Below are 17673 nucleotides of genomic sequence, written 5' to 3' on the forward strand. Positions count from 1 at the left end.
GGTGCCCGCGGGCTTCCCGGCCCGCGGGCACCAGGCCGATCCCCGTGATCTCGTACATCCTCCGTCGGACGTTCGCGGCAGTGATCCTGCTGCTGGTCGTCACCGCGGTGACCTTCGCCATCTTCTTCCTGCTGCCACGGCTCGCCGGTCAGACCGCCGACCAGATGGCACAGCAGTACATCGGGAAGAGCCCGTCGGCGGCGGACATCGCTGCGGTCAAGCGCAACCTCGGTCTGGACGACCCGGTCTACCTCCAGTACTGGCACTTCATCAAGGGTGTCGTGACCGGTGCCACCTACGACCTGGGGCCCACCACCGCGCACTGTGACGCGCCGTGCTTCGGGTACTCCTTCAAGACCCACGAGGCGGTCTGGCCGCAGCTCACCTCCCGCCTGCCGGTGACGGGTTCGCTGGCGGTCGGCGCCGCCGTGATGTGGCTGGTCGGCGGTGTGGTCATCGGCGTGATCTCCGCGCTGAAGCCGCGCTCGATCTTCGACCGCACCTTCATGGGCATCGCGCTCGCCGGTGTGTCGCTCCCCATGTTCTTCACGGGCAGCCTGGCGATCCTGCTCTTCACCTACCAGATCCCGATCTTCGGCCGCACCTACGTGCCGTTCTCGGAGAACCCGGCGCAGTGGGCCAACACGCTGTTCCCGGCGTGGTGTTCGCTCGCCCTCCTCTACTCCGCCATCTACGCGCGGCTCACCCGCTCGGGCATGCTGGAGACGATGAACGAGGACTTCATCCGCACGGCCCGCGCCAAGGGCCTGCGCGAGCGCGACGTCGTCGCCCGGCACGGTCTGCGGGCCGCGCTGACGCCGATCATCACGGTGTTCGGCATGGACGTCGGTCTGCTGCTCGGCGGCGCCCTGATCACCGAGTCCGTCTTCTCGCTGCACGGCGTCGGCGAGTACGCGGTGAAGGCCATCACGGACAACGACCTGCCGCCGATCCTCGGCGTCACGCTGCTCGCCGCCTTCTTCGTCGTCATCGCAAATCTCCTGGTGGACCTGCTCTACGCGGCCGCCGACCCGCGGGTGAGGCTCTCGTGACCGAACTGTCCAAGACCGGCGCCGCCGTGGGCGAGCCGACCGGCCCGTCCTCGAACAAGCCCGGCGCGTTCCTCGACGTACGCGACCTCAAGGTGCACTTCCCGACCGACGACGGCCTGGTCAAGTCCGTCGACGGGCTCAGCTTCCAGGTGGAGAAGGGCAAGACCCTCAGCATCGTGGGCGAGTCCGGCTCCGGGAAGTCCGTCACCTCGCTGGCGATCATGGGTCTGCACCGGCTCGGCGCGCGCGGCAAGAACGTGCGGATGTCCGGCGAGATCTGGCTCGACGGCAAGGAGCTGGTCTCCGCCGACCCGGACGAGGTGCGCCGGCTGCGCGGCCGCGAGATGGCGATGATCTTCCAGGACCCGCTGTCCGCGATGCACCCGTACTACACGATCGGCAACCAGATCGTGGAGGCGTACCGCGTCCACCACGACGTCAGCAAGAAGGCCGCCCGCGCGCGGGCGATCGAGATGCTCGACCGGGTCGGCATCCCGGAGCCGGCGAAGCGTGTGGACGGCTACCCGCACGAGTTCTCCGGCGGTATGCGCCAGCGCGCGATGATCGCCATGGCACTGGTCAACAACCCCGAGCTGCTCATCGCGGACGAGCCGACCACCGCCCTGGACGTGACCGTCCAGGCGCAGATCCTGGACCTCATCCGGGATCTGCAGAAGGAGTTCGGCTCCGCGGTCGTCATCATCACCCACGACCTCGGCGTGGTCGCCGAGATCGCCGACGACGTCCTGGTGATGTACGGCGGCCGGTGCGTGGAGCGTGGTCCGGTCGACGAGATCTTCGAGAAGCCGCAGCACCCCTACACCTGGGGCCTGCTCGGCTCGATGCCGCGCATCGACCGTGAGACCTCCGAGCGGCTCATCCCGGTCAAGGGCCAGCCGCCGAGCCTCATCAACGTCCCCTCGGGCTGCGCCTTCCACCCCCGCTGCCCGTACGCGGACGTGCCCAAGGGTGATGTCACCCGCACCGTGCGCCCCGAGTTGCAGCAGGTCGGCGGCGGGCACTGGTCCGCCTGCCACCTCTCGTCGGAGGACCGTACGCGGATCTGGACCGAAGAGATTGCGCCGAAGCTGTGAGTGAGACGAAGAAGACGGACGCGGCCCCCTCGGTTCCGCCGCAGGCCTCCTCCCCCGAGGACCGCGAGGTGCTGCTCAAGGTCCAGGGCCTGCAGAAGCACTTCCCCATCCGCAAGGGCGTCCTGCAGCGTCAGGTCGGCGCGGTCAAGGCGGTCGACGGCATCGACTTCGAGGTGCGCAAGGGCGAGACCCTGGGCGTCGTCGGCGAGTCGGGCTGCGGAAAGTCGACCATGGGGCGGGTCATCACCCGGCTCGAGGAGCCGACCGGCGGCACGATCCACTTCGAGGGCCAGGACATCACCCGGCTGAAGCCGTCCGCGATGCGTCCGCTGCGGCGGGACATCCAGATGATCTTCCAGGACCCGTACGGCTCCCTGAACCCCCGGCACACCATCGGAGGGATCGTCTCGGCGCCCTTCCGGCTCCAGGGCGTGGAGCCCGAGGGCGGCGTGAAGAAGGAGGTCCAGCGGCTGCTGGAGCTCGTGGGTCTGAGCCCCGAGCACTACAACCGCTACCCGCACGAATTCTCCGGCGGTCAGCGTCAGCGCATCGGCATCGCCCGTGCGCTCGCCCTGAAGCCGAAGCTCGTCGTGGCGGACGAGCCGGTCTCCGCGCTGGACGTGTCGATCCAGGCGCAGGTCGTCAACCTGATGGACGACCTCCAGCAGGAACTCGGCCTGACGTACGTGATCATCGCGCACGACCTGTCCGTCGTACGGCACGTCTCGGACCGCATCGCGGTGATGTACCTCGGCAAGATCGTCGAACTCGCCGACCGGACCTCGCTGTACCAGGCGCCGATGCACCCGTACACCAAGGCGCTCATGTCGGCCGTGCCGGTCCCGGACCCCAAGCGCAGGGGCGCCAAGAGCGAGCGCATCCTGCTCAAGGGCGACGTGCCCTCGCCGATCTCGCCGCCGAGCGGCTGCCGCTTCCATACCCGGTGCTGGAAGGCGACGCAGGTGTGCGCGACCCAGGAGCCCGTGCTCGTCGAGCTGCGGACGGGTCAGCAGGTCGCCTGCCACCACCCGGAGAACTTCGCGGACCAGGCCCCGCAGGACGTCGTCCTGCTGACCGCCGCGAAGGAGGCGGCGGAGCTGGTGGCCGACGAGGTGCTCGCCGAGTCGGCGGCGACCTCGGCTGCGGTGGCGGCGGAGATCGCCGACGGCCCGGCGGCCGAGGCCCCCGAGGGCACTGTGGCTCCCGAGTCCGCCGAGACTCCGGAGACGGCCGAGACCCCCGAGGTGACCGAAGCGGCTGAGGCCCCCGAAGCGGCCGAGACCCCGGAGACGGCCGAGGCCCCCGAGGTGGCCGAGACCGCCGAGGCCCCGGAGGTGGCCGAGACCGCCGAGACGGCCGAGGGCCCCGAGGGTGAGACGCCGGCCAAGGAGAAGTAAGCATCACCAGATACCAGCCCCCGCCTTGCAATGTAAGGCGGGGGCTGCGTGTTGGGTGACAATGTAAGGGTGTTCCAGCAGATCTTCAGTCCTTCGGTCCAGCACACCCTCGACCTGTTCGGCATCTTCGTGTTCGCCATCTCGGGGGCGCTGCTCGCCGTCCGCAAGAACTTCGACGTGTTCGGCATCGCCACGCTCGCCGAGGTCACCGCGCTCGGCGGCGGGCTGTTCCGGGACCTGGTCATCGGGGCCGTGCCGCCGGCCGCCTTCACCGACCTCGGGTACTTCCTCACACCGCTGTTCGCGGCCCTGCTCGTCGTCTTCCTGCATCCGCAGGTGGAGCGGATCCAGGCCGGCGTCAACGTCTTCGACGCGGCCGGTCTCGGCCTCTTCTGCGTCACCGGGACGACGAAAGCGTACGACTACGGGCTCGGCCTCACCGCGTCGGCCGCCCTGGGGCTCGCCACCGCGGTGGGCGGCGGTGTGCTGCGCGACGTGCTGGCCAACGAGGTGCCCTCGCTGCTGCGCTGGGACCGCGACCTGTACGCGGTCCCAGCGATCGTCGGCGCCGCCATGGTGGCGCTCTGCATCCGCTACGACGTGCTCACCCCGCTGGCCAGCGGGGTGGCCGCGGTCACCGCCTTCGCGCTGCGGCTTCTGGCGATGCGGTTCCACTGGCGAGCGCCTCGTGCCTGGAATCGTCGCTCGACGGTGCGCGAGGAGTAGACCGGCCCGTGCCGCCGGCGACGGGGCTCTGCTCCATCTGCAGCGTCAGCCAGCGGAACGCCGGCACGACCTGCGGCCGCCACAGCGCCATGGAGTGGCCGCCCGCGCTCTTCGGGACGTACACGACGTGCACGGTCGTCGGCGCCTTCGCCTCCTTCCGCAGGGCCAGGGCCGCCTCGTAGCCGTCCTGCGGCTGACCGGAGAGGTACAGGGCGACGGCGGGCGGCACGACGGCCTTCCGCAGCAGCACATAGGGGTTGTTGGCCCGGCGCAGGGACGGGCTCCTGGCCGCGAGGGACTTGCGCTCGCCGATCGGGTCGCTGTAGCCGGACAGGCTCACCGCCGCCCGGAAGCGGTCGGGGTGGGCGACGGCGAGCTTGGCCGCGCAGTGGGCCCCCGCCGAATATCCGGCGACCGCCCAGTCCTTGGGCGCGGGCTGGGCCCGGAAGTTGTCCCGGACCATCTTCGGCACGTCGACGCTGAGCCAGCTGTCCGCGTTGACGACGTGCGGGACGTTGGCGCAGCCGGTGTCCACGCCCGGCAGCAGCGTGGTGCGCGGCGCGACCAGGATGAACGGCGCGACCTCGCCCGAGCGCATCAGCGGCGCCAGCTGCTCGTGCACCCGCAGCGACCCGAACCAGGACTTGGGGGAGCCCGGGTAGCCCGGCAGCAGCTCCACCACCGGGAAGGAGCGGTGCGCGTAGGCGGGATCGTCGTACTGCGGGGGCAGCCAGACGTAGACCTCGGCGTTCACGCCCGAGACCTGGCCCTCGAGCTGGGTGACACGCACCCCGCCGGCCGCGTGCATTCCCGCGCCGTCGGCCTGCTCGAACCGCTGCCTGACCTTCGGCAGCCGGTCCAGCGCGATGCCGCCGGTGCCGTCGGCGCCCAGGTCGGCGGCCTGCTGCACATGTGTGCCGGTGCCCAGCAGGTCGCCCCAGGTGTCGTACAGGCTGTTGGCGTTGTTGACGAGGACGAAGACCAGGGCCACGGCGGTGCCCTGGGCGAACAGCAGCATCAGCATCCGGGCCATGACGCGCAGCAGCCGCGGTCCGCGCATCCGCGACCACAGCAGCAGCGGCAGCGCGACGGCGAGCACGGACACGGCGATCAGGGTGTAGAGGAACGGAGTCCCGGTGAGGCTCATGTCCTTGCAGAGGGGAATAGGGGCGGCAAGGTTACGGACGAGTCGGGACACTTACCAAGAAATTTGCCGTCTCATGCCCCTTCTTCACCTTCCGTGACGGGAAAAGCTACCGCTTAGTAATGTCTTGCTGTACCGTTCGAGCATGCCAGAAGCAGCTATCGCGGCGGCCGAGCGGGCCTCCATCGACCCCGTCACGGCCTCGATCGGCGACAGCGAGTTCGACCGCGACACCGCGCTCACCCGACGCGCACCCGGTGTCTACGACATCGACCTCTCGGCCGGCTGGACGATCATCAGCGCCGTCAACGGCGGCTACCTCCTCGCCGTCCTCGGCCGTGCCCTCGCGGACGCCCTGCCGCACGACGACCCGTTCACGATCTCGGCGCACTACCTCACCGCGTCGCAGCCCGGCCCGGCGACGGTCCGCACGGACGTCGTCCGCTCCGGCCGCACCCTGTCGACCGGCCAGGCCTCGCTCTTCCAGTACGACGAGAACGGCGCCGAGGTCGAGCGGATCCGCGTGCTCGCCTCCTACGGCGACCTGGACGCGCTCCCGGACGACGTCCGCACGACGGCGAAGCCCCCGGCGATCCCGCCCGTCGAGCAGTGCTTCGGCCCCGAGGACGGGCCGGCCCCCGTGGACGGCAGCTCCGCCATCGCCGACCGGCTGATGCTCAAGCTCGACCCGTCGACCCTCGGCTGGGCGCTCGGGCAGCCGTCCGGCAGGGGCGAGATGCGGGCCTGGTTCGGCCTGAAGGACGGCCGCGACCCCGACCCGTTGTCCCTCCTGCTCGCGGTGGACGCCCTGCCGCCGACCGCCTTCGAGATCGGTCTGCACGGCTGGGTCCCCACGGTGGAGCTGACCGTCCACGTCCGCTGCCGTCCGGCTCCCGGACCGCTGCGCGTCTCCATCGTCACCCGCAACCTCGCGGGCGGCTTCCTCGAGGAGGACGCCGAGGTCTGGGACAGCGCGGACCGGCTGGTGGCGCAGTCGCGGCAGCTGGCGAGGGCCAGGCTCGGCTGAGCGGCTCCGGGCGGGGCAGGCAGGGGAAGGGCCGGGCAGGGAAAGGGCCGCCGACGGTGCCGGATCGGCCGTCCGTGTCACGGGGCTGTACCAGCGTGGTCTGCGGCCACCGGGCGGACTGCCGGTCGACTCCCAGGTCGGAGGCTTCTCTTGAGGGGCGCTTTACCCCACTGACAGGCAGCGGACAGAGGAGCCTCAAGAAAGCCCTGAGCGCCGTTGGTTGAGTGCCCGCCTCAGGTTCCCCTAGTCCTCCCTGGAGCTGTCTCTCATGAAGCGTGCGCTGATGCCCGTCCGTCTCGTCCCCGCGGTGGCGCTGCTGGCGCTCTCGCCCCTCGCTCTGGTGGCCTGCGGCTCGGGCGACTCCTCCTCCTCGAGCTCGAACAGCGGCAGTTCCGGGCAGCAGTCGTGCCAGGCGCCGTCCGGCAACGCCTCCAGGATGCCGAGCGGTGCACCGAGCGGTGCTCCGTCGGGTGCGCCGACCGATGCGGCTTCGGGGCGGCCGACGGGGGCCCCGACCGGCGTCCCGTCGGGCGCCCCGAGCGGCGCTCCCACTGGCGCTCCCGGCGGTGGCGCGGGCGGCGGTGGTCAGGGCGGCCCCGGCGGTGGACAGGGCGGTGGTCAGGGCGGCGGCTGTGGCGGCCCTGGCGGCGGCCAGGGGCAGCAGGCCCAGCAGCAGGGCTGACCGCGGGCAGGCGGTGCACAGGGGCGGCGCGACCGGGAACGGACTCGCCGCCCCTGTGCGTTGCCGCCGACGCTCAGTCCAGCCAGTGGTGGCGGCCGATGCTGATGAGCCGCATCTGACGGGTCGCCATCCTGGTGACCCGTTCCCGCTCCTCCGGCGAGGCCTCCAGGGACTCCAGGAACAGGGAGGCCGTGATGAGCATCTGGTCGACGTAGAGGTGCGAGAGCATCAGCAGGTCGTCGTCGCTCCAGCCCTCGGCCTCGGCGTCCTTGGCCAGCTCGGCCTTCACCTCCTCGGCGAACCGGCCCAGTTGCTCCCGGATCGCCTCCCGCACCGGCTGGACCCCGCCATGTCGCTCACGGGCGATGAAACGGACGTGAGCGGGGTACGCGGTCACATGACCGGCTATCAACTCGACAGCGCGCGTGATGCGTTCGGCACTGGTGTCGGCCGTGGTCACGGTGGTGCGGATCATCGGGTGCAGGCTGCCCAGCGCCTCCTCGACCAGGGCCACGCCCAAGTCCGCCGTGGAGCGGAAGTGCCGGTAGAAGGCCGTCGGGGCCACTCCGACGGCCCTGGTGACCTCGCGCAGGCCCAGGCTGCTCAGGCTCTGCTCCTCGAGCAGGAGCAAGGCCGCGTCCAGGAGCGACTGCCGGGTCTTCTGCTTCTGTGCCTGTCGGACGCCGAGGGTGTGACTCATGTCATCCAGTTAACAACTGTTCTCCGTAATTGGAAAGCCGGGAAACGCGCTAGACTTTGGAGTCAGTGAACAACTGTAACCACAACTGTTCACCGAAACGTCACGCAGGCGGCACGATGCCGCCTCGAAGGGGGTTCGTCCCATGCTGTTCCTCGTCGCCGCGCTGCTGCTGTTCGGCGTCGTCCTGGGCACCGTCGCCCACGCGCCGTTCGCCTTCACGCTCGTCGCCGGCGTGGTGATCGCCGCCTGGCTCGGAATCTTCGCGCTCCGCGAGCGCCACGGCCGCCGGCGCTCCTCGGCCCACTGACAGACCGAGGACACCACCGCGCCACCGGCGCCTGCACCGGCCGCAGGCCGTCGCCGCGCCACGAACCGACCGCCCGTCCCTGAACCGCCCGCACCACTGATCGACAGGAGCTGACCGACCATGCATCTCACCGCACCGGCCACACGTCGCACCGGCGTCCGGGACGCCGACGGCATGGCCGTCGCGTCCTTCATCCTGGGCCTGCTGGGCCTGCTCGTCCTCAACGTCTTCCTCGGCCCGATCGCCGTGATCCTCGCGGCGGCGGCCCTCTGGCGCGGCACCGCCCGCCGCGGCCGCGCCTACCTCGGCCTCGCGCTGGGCGTCGCCGACCTGCTCGTGCTGGTCGCGTTCATGCAGGCGGACTCGACGGTCTCCTGGAGCTTCTGACCGCGGCGGCCGTACCTGCGAGCGAGGCGCGCCACCCGGTCCCCGTAGAATCGGGCCACCATGGCATACCTCGACCACGCCGCGACCACGCCGATGCTCCCCGAGGCGGTCGAGGCGCTCACCGCGCACCTGAGCATCACCGGTAACGCCTCCTCCCTCCACGCAGCCGGCCGGCAGGCCCGCCGCACGGTCGAGGAAGCCCGTGAGACCCTCGCGGAAGCGCTCGGCGCCCGCCCCAGCGAGGTCGTCCTCACCTCCGGCGGCACCGAGGCCGACAACCTCGCGGTCAAAGGCCTGTACTGGTCCCGCCGTGACGCCGACCCGGCCCGCACCCGTGTCCTGGCCAGCCCCGTCGAGCACCACGCCGTGCTCGACGCCGTGCACTGGCTGGGCGAGCACGAGGGCGCCACGGTCGAGTACCTGCCGGTCGACGCCGAGGGACGGGTCCATCCCGACGTCCTTCGCGACGCGATCGCCCGCAACCCCCAGGACGTCGCCCTGGCCACCGTGATGTGGGCGAACAACGAGATCGGCACGATCCTGCCGGTCCGTGAACTGGCCGACGCGGCAGCCGAGTTCGACGTCCCGCTGCATGCCGACGCGGTGCAGGCCTTCGGTCAGGTCCCCGTCGACTTCGCCGCCTCCGGGCTCGCCGCCATGACGGTCTCCGGCCACAAGATCGGCGGCCCGTACGGGATCGGCGCCCTGCTGCTGGGCCGCGAGCACACCCCCGTCCCCGTCCTGCACGGCGGCGGGCAGGAACGCCACGTCCGTTCCGGCACCCTCGACGTCCCCGCGATCGCCTCCTTCGCGGTCGCCGGACGCCTCGCCGCCGAGCGGCGCGAGTGGTTCGCCCGGGAGGTCGGCGCGCTGCGCGACGCCCTCATCGACGCCGTGCGCACGGCCGTCCCGGACGCGATCCTCGGCGGCGACCCCGTGGACCGGCTGCCGGCCAACGCCCACTTCACCTTTCCCGGCTGCGAGGGCGACTCCTTGCTGCTGCTCCTGGACGCCCAGGGCATCGAGTGCTCCACCGGCTCCGCCTGCACCGCCGGCGTCGCCCAGCCCAGCCATGTGCTGCTGGCCACCGGCGTCGACCCCGACCTGGCCCGCGGCACCCTGCGCTTCTCCCTCGGCCACACCTCCACCGAGGCCGACGTCGAAGCGGTGGCCAAGGCCATCGGCCCGGCGGTCGAGCGGGCCCGCGCGGCGGGGCTGACGTGACGCCCGCAGTCCGCCCCGCCCTACCGCCCGCCTGACCCGGCCCTGCGCCGCCCCGGGTGACCCGCCCTGCTGCCCGCCTGACCCGGCCCTGCGCCGCCCCGGGTGACCCGCCCTGCTGCCCGCCTGACCCGCCCTGCTGCCGGGGTGACCGGTGGCGCTCCGGAACGGGGCGGCAGTCGCGTACCCAAGCGATCCGCGTCGCGCGACGTGCGCGAAGTGTCAGGCGGCTGCCGCGTGCGCGACGGCGACGAGCCGCATGTACCGCTTCCAGTCCCAGTGCTCCCCGGGGTCGGTGTGGTCCGTGCCCGGCACCTCCACGTGCCCGACGATGTGCTCCCGGTCCACGGGTATGTCATAGCGCCGGCAGACCGCGGCGGTCAGCCGGGCGGACGCGGCGTACATCACGTCCGTGAAGTCCTGCGGCCGGTCGACGAACCCCTCGTGCTCGATGCCCACGCTGCGCTCGTTGTAGGAGCGGTTGCCTGCGTGGTACGCCACGTCCAGCTCGCGGACCATCTGCGTGACGCGGCCGTCCTTGCCGACGATGTAGTGCGCCGCCGCCCGGTGCCCCGGGTCCTCGAACGCCTTCACCGCGCTCCCCAGATCCCCCTGCGTGACGTGGATGACGACCATGTCGACCCCGTAGTCGTCCGGCCGGTCCGCCCAGCGGAAGTTCGCCTCCGACGCCGGCACCCACCGCGCGCCCCCGAAGTCCACCGCGCCCTCCACCCGCGCTCTGCGCACGCCGGGCAGCCGCCAGTAAAGCCGCGCCAGTTCCTCACGCGCCAGCACGGCCGTGCCGGCGGCCGCCGCGACGCCGCCGATCAGCAGCGCGCGCCGCCCGATCCGCCGGTCGGAGTCACCCCGTGTCGCCCCCATGGCCCGTCCTTCCTCGGACCCGATCCGTCGGACAGGTCCGGCCCCTCGAGATCGTCAACGGATACCCGCGGGCCCGGGTTCCCGGCGACCCGTACCCTGAAAGGGTTATGACTGAGATTTCGCAGCGCCCCCGCCCCCTTCGCGTACTCGCCGCCATGTCCGGCGGCGTCGACTCCGCCGTAGCCGCCGCCCGCGCCGCGGAAGCCGGTCACGACGTGACCGGCGTCCACCTCGCGCTCTCCGCGAACCCGCAGTCGTTCCGCACCGGCGCACGGGGCTGCTGCACCATCGAGGACTCCCGCGACGCCCGTCGCGCCGCCGACGTGATCGGCATCCCGTTCTACGTCTGGGACCTCGCCGACCGCTTCCGCGAGGACGTCGTCGACGACTTCGTCGCCGAGTACGAGGCAGGCCGTACCCCCAACCCCTGCCTGCGCTGCAACGAGAAGATCAAGTTCGCCGCGCTGCTCGACAAGGCGCTCGCGCTCGGTTTCGACGCGGTGTGCACCGGCCACTACGCGAAGGTGCTGGTCCGCGAGGACGGCACGCGCGAGCTGCACCGCGCCTCCGACATGGCGAAGGACCAGTCGTACGTCCTCGGCGTGCTCGACGACCGGCAGCTCGCCCACGCGCTGTTCCCCCTCGGCGACACGGTGACGACCAAGGACGAGATCCGCGCGGAGGCGGAGCGCCGGGGCCTCGCCGTCGCCAAGAAGCCCGACTCGCACGACATCTGCTTCATCGCCGACGGCGACACCCAGGGCTTCCTCGCCCAGCGGCTGGGCCGGGCGGAGGGCGACATCGTCGACGAGTCCGGCGCGAAGATCGGCACCCACGAGGGCGCGTACGGCTTCACCGTCGGCCAGCGCAAGGGGCTGCGCATCGGCACCCCGGCGCCCGACGGCAAGCCCCGCTACGTCCTGGACATCTCCCCGGTGAACAACACGGTGACGGTCGGCCCGGCCGCCTCCCTCGACGTCACCGCCCTGACCGCGATCAAGCCCCGCTGGTGCGGCGCCGCCCCCACCGGCCCCGGCGTCTACACGGCCCAGCTGCGCGCCCACGGCGGCGAGACCGAGGCGGCCGCCGAACTCGTCGACGGCCGCCTCGAGGTCACGTTCACCGAGCCGGTCCGGGGGGTGGCCCCCGGTCAGGCGATCGTGCTGTACGACGGCACGCGCGTGGTCGGCTCGGCCACCATCGCGTCGACCGTGCGGACGACGGCCGGGGTGGCCTGACCGCCGCCTGGACCCCCTGACCGTGGCCGGGTGACCTGACCGCCGCGCGGGACGGCCCGACGGTCAGTCCTGCCCGGCGAAGAACTCCGCCAGCACCGGCGCCAGCACGTGCGGATCCACCATGTGGGACTGGCCTTCCAGCGTCCGGTACGTTCCGCGGGGCACGGCGTCCGCGACAGTGCGCACCGCCTCGCGCATCCAGGGCGGGCTCGCCTCGCCCGCCACGGCCAGCACCGGCACGCCGACCGACGCCAGCCGCTCCCGCGGCACCGGTCCGCCGCCCATGACGGCGTCGTCGTAGGCGAGAGTCGGCGCGACGGCCTCCATCCCCTCCCACATGGGCGACCGGCGGGCGCCCTGGATCATCTCCTCGGCGAGCCCCGTCAGCCGCAGGAACAGCTCGACGGCGTCCCCACGCCGTCCCTGCGCGAGCGCCTCGGTCAGGGCCGCCGTGTACGCGGCGCGCTCCCGCGCCCCCTCCTCGTCGACGGCGAACGGCGTCTCGTAGACGGCCACCCGACGCACCGGCAGCCCGGCCGCCGCCGCCTCCAGCACCAGCGCCCCGCCGGACGAGACGCCGTACAGCGCCGCCTCGCCGCCCGCCGCGTCCACCAGGGCTCCCAGGTCCTCGACCTCGCGCCGCACCGCGTACGGCGCCGTGTCGCCGCTCCCGCCGCGGCCCCGGCGGTCGTACCAGAGGACGGTGAAGCGGTCGGCGAGCAGCCCGGCCAGGGGCGCCACGGTGCCGCCGGTGGACATCGCCCCGCTCACGAGGATGACCGCGGGGCCCTGTCCGGCGCGGGAGTACGCGAGTTCGGTGCCGTCACGGGAAATCGTCTTCTTGTCCATGCCTGTGCAGACTGCCGCACGGCACGGCCCTCATCGCCCTACGACACCTCGGCTTCGTAGAAGCAGAGGTGGTTCTTGATCTGTGCGACGTCCGGCTTCGGATCCGGATAGGCCCAGACGAGGTCGGCCGCGCCCGGCAGCGACCAGTAGGACGCCGTTCCCTTGAAGGGGCAGTAGGTGTGCGTCTCGGAGAGGGTCAGCAGGTCGAGCCGGACGTCCTCGGCGGGGATGTAGTACCGCGCCGGACAGCCGGTCTCGCGCAGGACGAGCGCCCGGTCGGTCTCGGCCAGCACCCGGCCGTCATGGACGACCCTGACGTGCCGGTCGCCCTGCTCGATCGTGATCGTGTGTCCTCGGGTCATGCCACCACAGCGCTCGGGGGCCCGCGGTTCTTCCCGCGTACCGTGGCGCCATGCGTATCTGCGTCTTCCTGTCCGCGGCCGACCTCGACGACCGCTACACCCGCCCCGCGCGCGAGTTCGCGGAACTGCTCGGCAAGGGCGGGCACACCCTCGTGTGGGGCGGCTCGGACGTCGGCCTGATGAAGGTCGTCGCCGACGGCGTGCAGTCGGCCGGCGGCCGGCTCTGCGGGGTGTCCGTGGACTTCCTCGCCGCGTCGGCGCGGCCGGGAGCCGACGAGATGGTGATCGCGAAGGACCTGGCCGAGAGGAAGCGGCTGCTCCTGGCGAAGTCGGACGCCGTGGTGATCATGGTCGGTGGGACCGGGACGCTGGACGAGGCCACCGAGATACTGGAGCTGAAGAAGCACGGCCACACCGACAAGCCGGTCGTGCTGCTCAACACCGCGGGCTTCTACGACGGCCTGAAGGAGCAGTTCCGGCGGATGGAGGCCGAGGGTTTCCTGCCCCGGCCCCTCACCGACCTGGTGTTCTTCGCGGAGGAGGCGGTGGGCGCCCTCGCCTACCTCGAGGAGAGCCGGGGCATCGGGTGACCCGGCGATGATGCGAGCATGGCGGGCATGGCTACCCATGTGATCACCGGAGCGGGGTCCGGCATCGGCGCCGCCGTCGCCCGCCGTCTGCACGCGCGCGGGGACGAACTCGTGCTGCACGCGCGCGACGCCGGCCGCGGCAAGGAACTCGCGGCCGAGTTCCCCGGCGCGCGGACGCTCGTCGGCGACCTCGCCGACCCCGACAAGCTGAGCTGGGCCTTCTCCCACCAGAGCCTCCCCGACCGGGTGGACTCCCTCCTGCACATCGCCGGAGTGGTCGACCTCGGCCCGGTCGGCGACCTCACCCCGAAGTCCTGGCGGCACCAGCTCAACGTCAACCTGATCGCCCCCGCGGAGCTGACCCGGCACTTCCTGCCGCAACTGCGCACCGCGCGCGGCCAGGTGCTGTTCGTCAACTCGGGCGCGGGCCTGAGGGCGAGCCCCGACTGGTCCGCGTACGCCGCCTCCAAGCACGGCCTGAAGGCCCTCGCCGACTCGCTGCGGGCCGAGGAGCACGGCAACGGCGTCCGCGTCACCTCCGTCTACCCCGGCCGCACGGCCAGCCCCATGCAGGCCAAGGTGCACCAACAGGAGGGCAAGGAGTACGACCCCGCCGAATGGATCGACCCCGAGTCGGTGGCCACGACGATCCTGACGGCGCTCGACCTTCCGAGGGACGCCGAGATCAACGACCTGACGGTACGGCCGGGGCGCTGACGGTCCGTCGCGCTACGTACGCTTCACCCGTGAACGCAGACTTCAGTTTCGCCCCGGCCACCGGCGTCGGCTCCCTGCCGGGCGGCGACGCCCGCGAGGCCGCCAAGACCGCCACCGGGTCCTTCGAGGATTTCCCCTTCCTCGCCGAGCTGCCGGCCCGTGGACCCGGCGCGGACATGATCGGCCGCAGCGCGGGCCTGCTCGTCGAGCTGTACGCGCGCGTGGAGCCCAGCGGCTGGCGGCTCGGCGACCGGCCGGGCCGGGACACCAAACGGGCCCGGTCCTGGCTGCGGGAGGACCTCGACGCGCTGGAGGAGCACACCCAGGGCTACGAGGGGCAGCTGAAGGTCCAGGCGGTCGGGCCGTGGACCCTCGCCGCGGCACTGGAGCTCAGGAGCGGCGAGGCGGCGCTCTCCGACCCCGGGGCCTGCCGCGATCTCGCCGGCTCCCTCGCCGAGGGCCTGCGCCTCCACCTCGCCGAGGTGCGCCGGCGGGTGCCCGGCGCGCACGTCGTGCTCCAGCTCGACGAGCCGTCCCTCACCGCCGTGCTCCGCGGTCACGTGCGGAGCGCCAGCGGCTACCGCACGCACCGCGCGGTCGACCGGCAGGTCGTGGAGGGCACGCTCCGGGACGTCGTCGGGGTGCACGGCGACGGGCCCGTGGTGGTCCACTCGTGTGCGCCGGACGTCCCCTTCGCCCTCCTGCGCCGGTCCGGCGCCGCGGCGGTCTCCTTCGACTTCTCGCTTCTCACCGAGCGTGACGACGACGTGATCGGCGAGGCGGTCGAGGCGGGCACCCGGCTCTTCGCCGGTGTCGTGCCGGGCGTGGACGCCCCATTGTCAGACCCTGCCGGTAGCGTCATGGGTGTCAGGACGCTGTGGCGCCGACTGGGGCTGCGACCCGGGCTTCTCGCGGAGGCGGTCACGCTCACGCCGTCGTGCGGCCTCGCGGGCGCTTCCCCCGGATACGCCCGCCGGGCCCTCGCCCACTGCGTCCGGGCGGCGAGATCCCTCGCGGACGACCCTGAGTGACGGGAGGACACACGGTGGCCGGCGACAGGCAGGCGGAGACGACGGTGCCCAGCGAGGCGCGGGAGCAGCACGCGCAACTCGCCGAGCAGATCGAGGAGCACCGCTTCCGGTACTACGTGAAGGACGCTCCCGTCGTCAGCGACGCGGAGTTCGACCGGCTGCTGCGCGCCCTCGAGGCGCTGGAGGAGGAGTACCCCGAGCTGCGCACGCCCGACTCCCCGACCCAGAAGGTCGCGGGCGCGTACGCCACGGAGTTCACGGCCGTCCAGCACCGCGAGCGGATGCTGTCCCTCGACAACGCCTTCGACGACCTGGAGCTGGCCGCGTGGGCCGAGCGCGTCCACCGGGACGTCGGGGCCTCCGCGTACCACTTCCTGTGCGAGCTCAAGGTGGACGGCCTGGCCGTCAACCTGACCTACGAGAACGGCCGGCTCACGCGCGCGGCGACCCGCGGCGACGGCCGTACGGGCGAGGACATCACGCCCAACGTACGCACCATCGCCGACATCCCGGAGCGTCTCACGGGCTACGGGGTGCCCACCCTCGTGGAGATCCGCGGCGAGGTGTTCTTCCCGATGGAGAAGTTCGAGGAGCTCAACGCCCGTCTGGTCGAGGCCGGCGACAAGCCGTTCGCCAACCCGCGCAACGCGGCGGCCGGTTCGCTGCGCCAGAAGGACCCGCGCGTCACCGCCTCCCGCCCGCTGCACATGGTCGTGCACGGCATCGGCGCCCTGGAGGGCTACGAGGGCCTGAACCGCCTCTCCGAGGCCTACGACCTCCTCAAGTCCTGGGGCCTGCCCACCTCCCCGCACAACAAGGTGGCCGGCGACCTCGACGCGGTACGGGCGTTCATCGCGTACTACGGCGAGAACCGGCACTCGGTGGCGCACGAGATCGACGGGGTGGTGGTCAAGCTCGACGAGATCCGTCTGCAGGGCCGGCTCGGCTCCACGGCCCGCGCGCCGCGGTGGGCGATCGCCTACAAGTACGCGCCGGAGGAGGTCAACACCCGCCTCGTCAACATCCGCGTGGGCGTCGGCCGCACCGGCCGCGTGACGCCGTACGCCCAGGTGGAGCCGGTGACAGTGGCCGGCTCCGAGGTCGAGTTCGCCACCCTGCACAACCAGGACGTGGTCAGGGCCAAGGGCGTGCTGATCGGCGACACCGTGGTGCTGCGCAAGGCCGGTGACGTGATCCCGGAGATCCTCGGCCCGGTCGTCGACCTGCGCGACGGCAGCGAGCGCGAGTTCGTGATGCCCGCCGAGTGCCCGGAGTGCGGGACAGCGCTGCGGCCGATGAAGGAGGGCGACGTCGACCTGCGCTGCCCGAACGCCCGCAGCTGCCCGGCCCAGCTCCGGGAGCGCCTGTTCTATCTGGCGGGCCGCAAGGCGCTCGACATCGAGCAGTTCGGTTACGTCGCCGCGGCCGCCCTCACCCGCCCGCTCGAGCCCCCGCAGCCGCCGCTGGCCGACGAGGGCGACCTGTTCGACCTCACCGTCGAGCAGCTGCTGCCCATCCGGGCCTACGTCCTCGACCAGGACAGCGGTCTGCCCAAGCGGGACCCGAAAACGGGACAGGAGAAGATCGCCACGGTCTTCGCCAACCAGCAGGGCGAGCCGCGGAAGAACGCGATCGCCATGCTGGAGAACATCGCGGCGGCCAAGGAGCGCCCGCTGGCGCGTGTCCTCACCGGCCTCTCGATCCGGCATGTCGGCCCGGTCGCGGCCGAGGCGCTGGCGCGCGAGTTCCGCTCGATCGAGCGCATCGAGCAGGCGACCGAGGAGGAGCTGGCGAACACCGACGGCGTCGGCTCCATCATCGCGGCCTCGCTCAAGGAGTGGTTCGCCGAGGAATGGCACCAGGAGATCCTTCGCAAGTGGAAGGCCGCCGGCGTCCGCATGGAGGAGGAGAGCTCCGGGGAGGACGAGGGCCCGCGTCCCCTGGAGGGCCTGACGGTCGTCGTCACCGGCACTCTGGAGCGCTTCACCCGCGACGGCGCCAAGGACGCCCTGCAGACCCGTGGGGCGAAGGTGACCGGTTCGGTTTCGAAAAAGACATCTTTCGTCGTCGTGGGTGACAATCCTGGATCGAAATATGACAAGGCAATGCAACTGAAGGTTCCTGTTCTGAACGAGGACGGCTTCGCCGTCCTGCTGGAACAGGGGCCCGAAGCGGCGGCTGAAGTGGCGCTTTCCGCCGAGGAGTAGGCGCGGCGGCGGTTGAAGGCCACCCGATTGGCGCATACCAGATGCATACGGGTGGCCGGG

General features: G+C 71.9%; 19 protein-coding genes. 13 read left to right on the top strand and 6 right to left on the bottom strand.

Features of this window, described 5'->3' with window-relative positions; all coding sequences use genetic code 11:
* Positions 1-44: 44 nt before the first annotated feature.
* From QF032_RS27195 to QF032_RS27210, 4 genes are all read left to right on the top strand, one after another.
* On the top strand, positions 45-1052 hold the full coding sequence (locus QF032_RS27195; RefSeq protein WP_306949171.1) for an ABC transporter permease: 1008 nt from the start codon (positions 45-47) through the stop codon (positions 1050-1052).
* Positions 1049-2146, top strand: coding sequence for an ABC transporter ATP-binding protein (locus QF032_RS27200; protein ID WP_307057816.1), 1098 nt, complete (start codon positions 1049-1051; stop codon positions 2144-2146). Before QF032_RS27195 ends, QF032_RS27200 begins: the two co-directional genes overlap by 4 nt.
* The gene (locus tag QF032_RS27205; protein WP_307057818.1) at positions 2143-3543 is read left to right on the top strand and encodes an ABC transporter ATP-binding protein; all 1401 of its coding nucleotides are present in this window, start codon (positions 2143-2145) and stop codon (positions 3541-3543) included. The genes QF032_RS27200 and QF032_RS27205 overlap by 4 nt, the downstream gene beginning before the upstream one ends.
* A gap of 69 nt (positions 3544-3612) precedes the next feature.
* Positions 3613-4269 carry a trimeric intracellular cation channel family protein gene (locus QF032_RS27210; protein WP_307057820.1) on the top strand — a complete coding sequence of 219 codons (657 nt, stop codon included), beginning with the start codon at positions 3613-3615 and terminating at the stop codon, positions 4267-4269.
* Here QF032_RS27210 and QF032_RS27215 read toward each other — a convergent pair.
* Complete coding sequence (locus QF032_RS27215; RefSeq protein WP_307057821.1) at positions 4178-5416, bottom strand: alpha/beta hydrolase; 1239 nt, start codon at positions 5414-5416, stop codon at positions 4178-4180. The genes QF032_RS27210 and QF032_RS27215 overlap by 92 nt on opposite strands.
* 142 nt (positions 5417-5558) lie before the next feature.
* Between QF032_RS27215 and QF032_RS27220 the strand changes: the two genes are divergently transcribed.
* A complete protein-coding gene (locus QF032_RS27220; protein ID WP_307057823.1) occupies positions 5559-6440 on the top strand; it encodes a thioesterase family protein in 882 nt (293 codons plus the stop codon).
* Between the two features lie 243 nt (positions 6441-6683).
* Here the strand turns inward: QF032_RS27220 and QF032_RS27225 are convergent, their stop codons facing one another.
* Positions 6684-6992 carry a hypothetical protein gene (locus QF032_RS27225; protein ID WP_307046096.1) on the bottom strand — a complete coding sequence of 103 codons (309 nt, stop codon included), beginning with the start codon at positions 6990-6992 and terminating at the stop codon, positions 6684-6686.
* A 203-nt stretch (positions 6993-7195) separates the two neighbouring features.
* Positions 7196-7822 (bottom strand): TetR family transcriptional regulator, encoded by a 627-nt coding sequence (locus QF032_RS27230; RefSeq protein WP_307057825.1) that lies wholly within the window; start codon positions 7820-7822, stop codon positions 7196-7198.
* A gap of 142 nt (positions 7823-7964) precedes the next feature.
* On the opposite strand from QF032_RS27230, the gene QF032_RS27235 reads away from it, so the two are divergent.
* The 3 genes from QF032_RS27235 to QF032_RS27245 all read left to right on the top strand — a co-directional run bounded on the left by QF032_RS27235 (position 7965) and on the right by QF032_RS27245 (position 9740).
* Entirely contained in the window at positions 7965-8129 is a 165-nt protein-coding gene (locus QF032_RS27235) for a hypothetical protein (protein WP_199864011.1), read from the top strand.
* A gap of 120 nt (positions 8130-8249) precedes the next feature.
* Positions 8250-8516, top strand: a complete 267-nt coding sequence (locus QF032_RS27240; protein ID WP_266725844.1) for a DUF4190 domain-containing protein — start codon at positions 8250-8252, stop codon at positions 8514-8516.
* Positions 8517-8576: 60 nt separating this feature from the next.
* The gene (locus QF032_RS27245; protein WP_306949163.1) at positions 8577-9740 is read left to right on the top strand and encodes a cysteine desulfurase family protein; all 1164 of its coding nucleotides are present in this window, start codon (positions 8577-8579) and stop codon (positions 9738-9740) included.
* 219 nt (positions 9741-9959) lie between these two features.
* Here the strand turns inward: QF032_RS27245 and QF032_RS27250 are convergent, their stop codons facing one another.
* Entirely contained in the window at positions 9960-10619 is a 660-nt protein-coding gene (locus tag QF032_RS27250; RefSeq protein WP_307046100.1) for an N-acetylmuramoyl-L-alanine amidase, read from the bottom strand.
* Positions 10620-10726: 107 nt separating this feature from the next.
* Here QF032_RS27250 and mnmA point away from each other — a divergent pair, with 107 nt between their 5' ends.
* On the top strand, positions 10727-11857 hold the full coding sequence (mnmA, locus tag QF032_RS27255) for a tRNA 2-thiouridine(34) synthase MnmA (RefSeq protein WP_307046102.1): 1131 nt from the start codon (positions 10727-10729) through the stop codon (positions 11855-11857).
* A gap of 63 nt (positions 11858-11920) precedes the next feature.
* Here mnmA and QF032_RS27260 read toward each other — a convergent pair whose 3' ends face one another.
* Complete coding sequence (locus QF032_RS27260) at positions 11921-12706, bottom strand: alpha/beta fold hydrolase (RefSeq protein WP_307046104.1); 786 nt, start codon at positions 12704-12706, stop codon at positions 11921-11923.
* 38 nt (positions 12707-12744) lie between these two features.
* Positions 12745-13068, bottom strand: a complete 324-nt coding sequence (locus QF032_RS27265; protein ID WP_307046106.1) for a DUF427 domain-containing protein — start codon at positions 13066-13068, stop codon at positions 12745-12747.
* Positions 13069-13118: 50 nt separating this feature from the next.
* On the opposite strand from QF032_RS27265, the gene QF032_RS27270 reads away from it, so the two are divergent.
* Genes QF032_RS27270 through ligA form a run of 4 tightly spaced genes read left to right on the top strand, consistent with a single transcriptional unit; the run spans position 13119 to position 17613 of the window.
* On the top strand, positions 13119-13658 hold the full coding sequence (locus QF032_RS27270; RefSeq protein WP_306949159.1) for an LOG family protein: 540 nt from the start codon (positions 13119-13121) through the stop codon (positions 13656-13658).
* A gap of 18 nt (positions 13659-13676) precedes the next feature.
* Positions 13677-14375, top strand: coding sequence for an SDR family oxidoreductase (locus QF032_RS27275; RefSeq protein ID WP_307046108.1), 699 nt, complete (start codon positions 13677-13679; stop codon positions 14373-14375).
* 29 nt (positions 14376-14404) lie between these two features.
* Entirely contained in the window at positions 14405-15406 is a 1002-nt protein-coding gene (locus QF032_RS27280) for a methionine synthase (RefSeq protein WP_306949157.1), read from the top strand.
* Between the two features lie 14 nt (positions 15407-15420).
* Positions 15421-17613 carry an NAD-dependent DNA ligase LigA gene (ligA, locus tag QF032_RS27285; RefSeq protein WP_307057827.1) on the top strand — a complete coding sequence of 731 codons (2193 nt, stop codon included), beginning with the start codon at positions 15421-15423 and terminating at the stop codon, positions 17611-17613.
* The last annotated feature ends 60 nt before the right edge of the window (positions 17614-17673 follow it).

Source organism: Streptomyces achromogenes, from assembly GCF_030816715.1.
Lineage (GTDB): Bacteria > Actinomycetota > Actinomycetes > Streptomycetales > Streptomycetaceae > Streptomyces > Streptomyces achromogenes_A.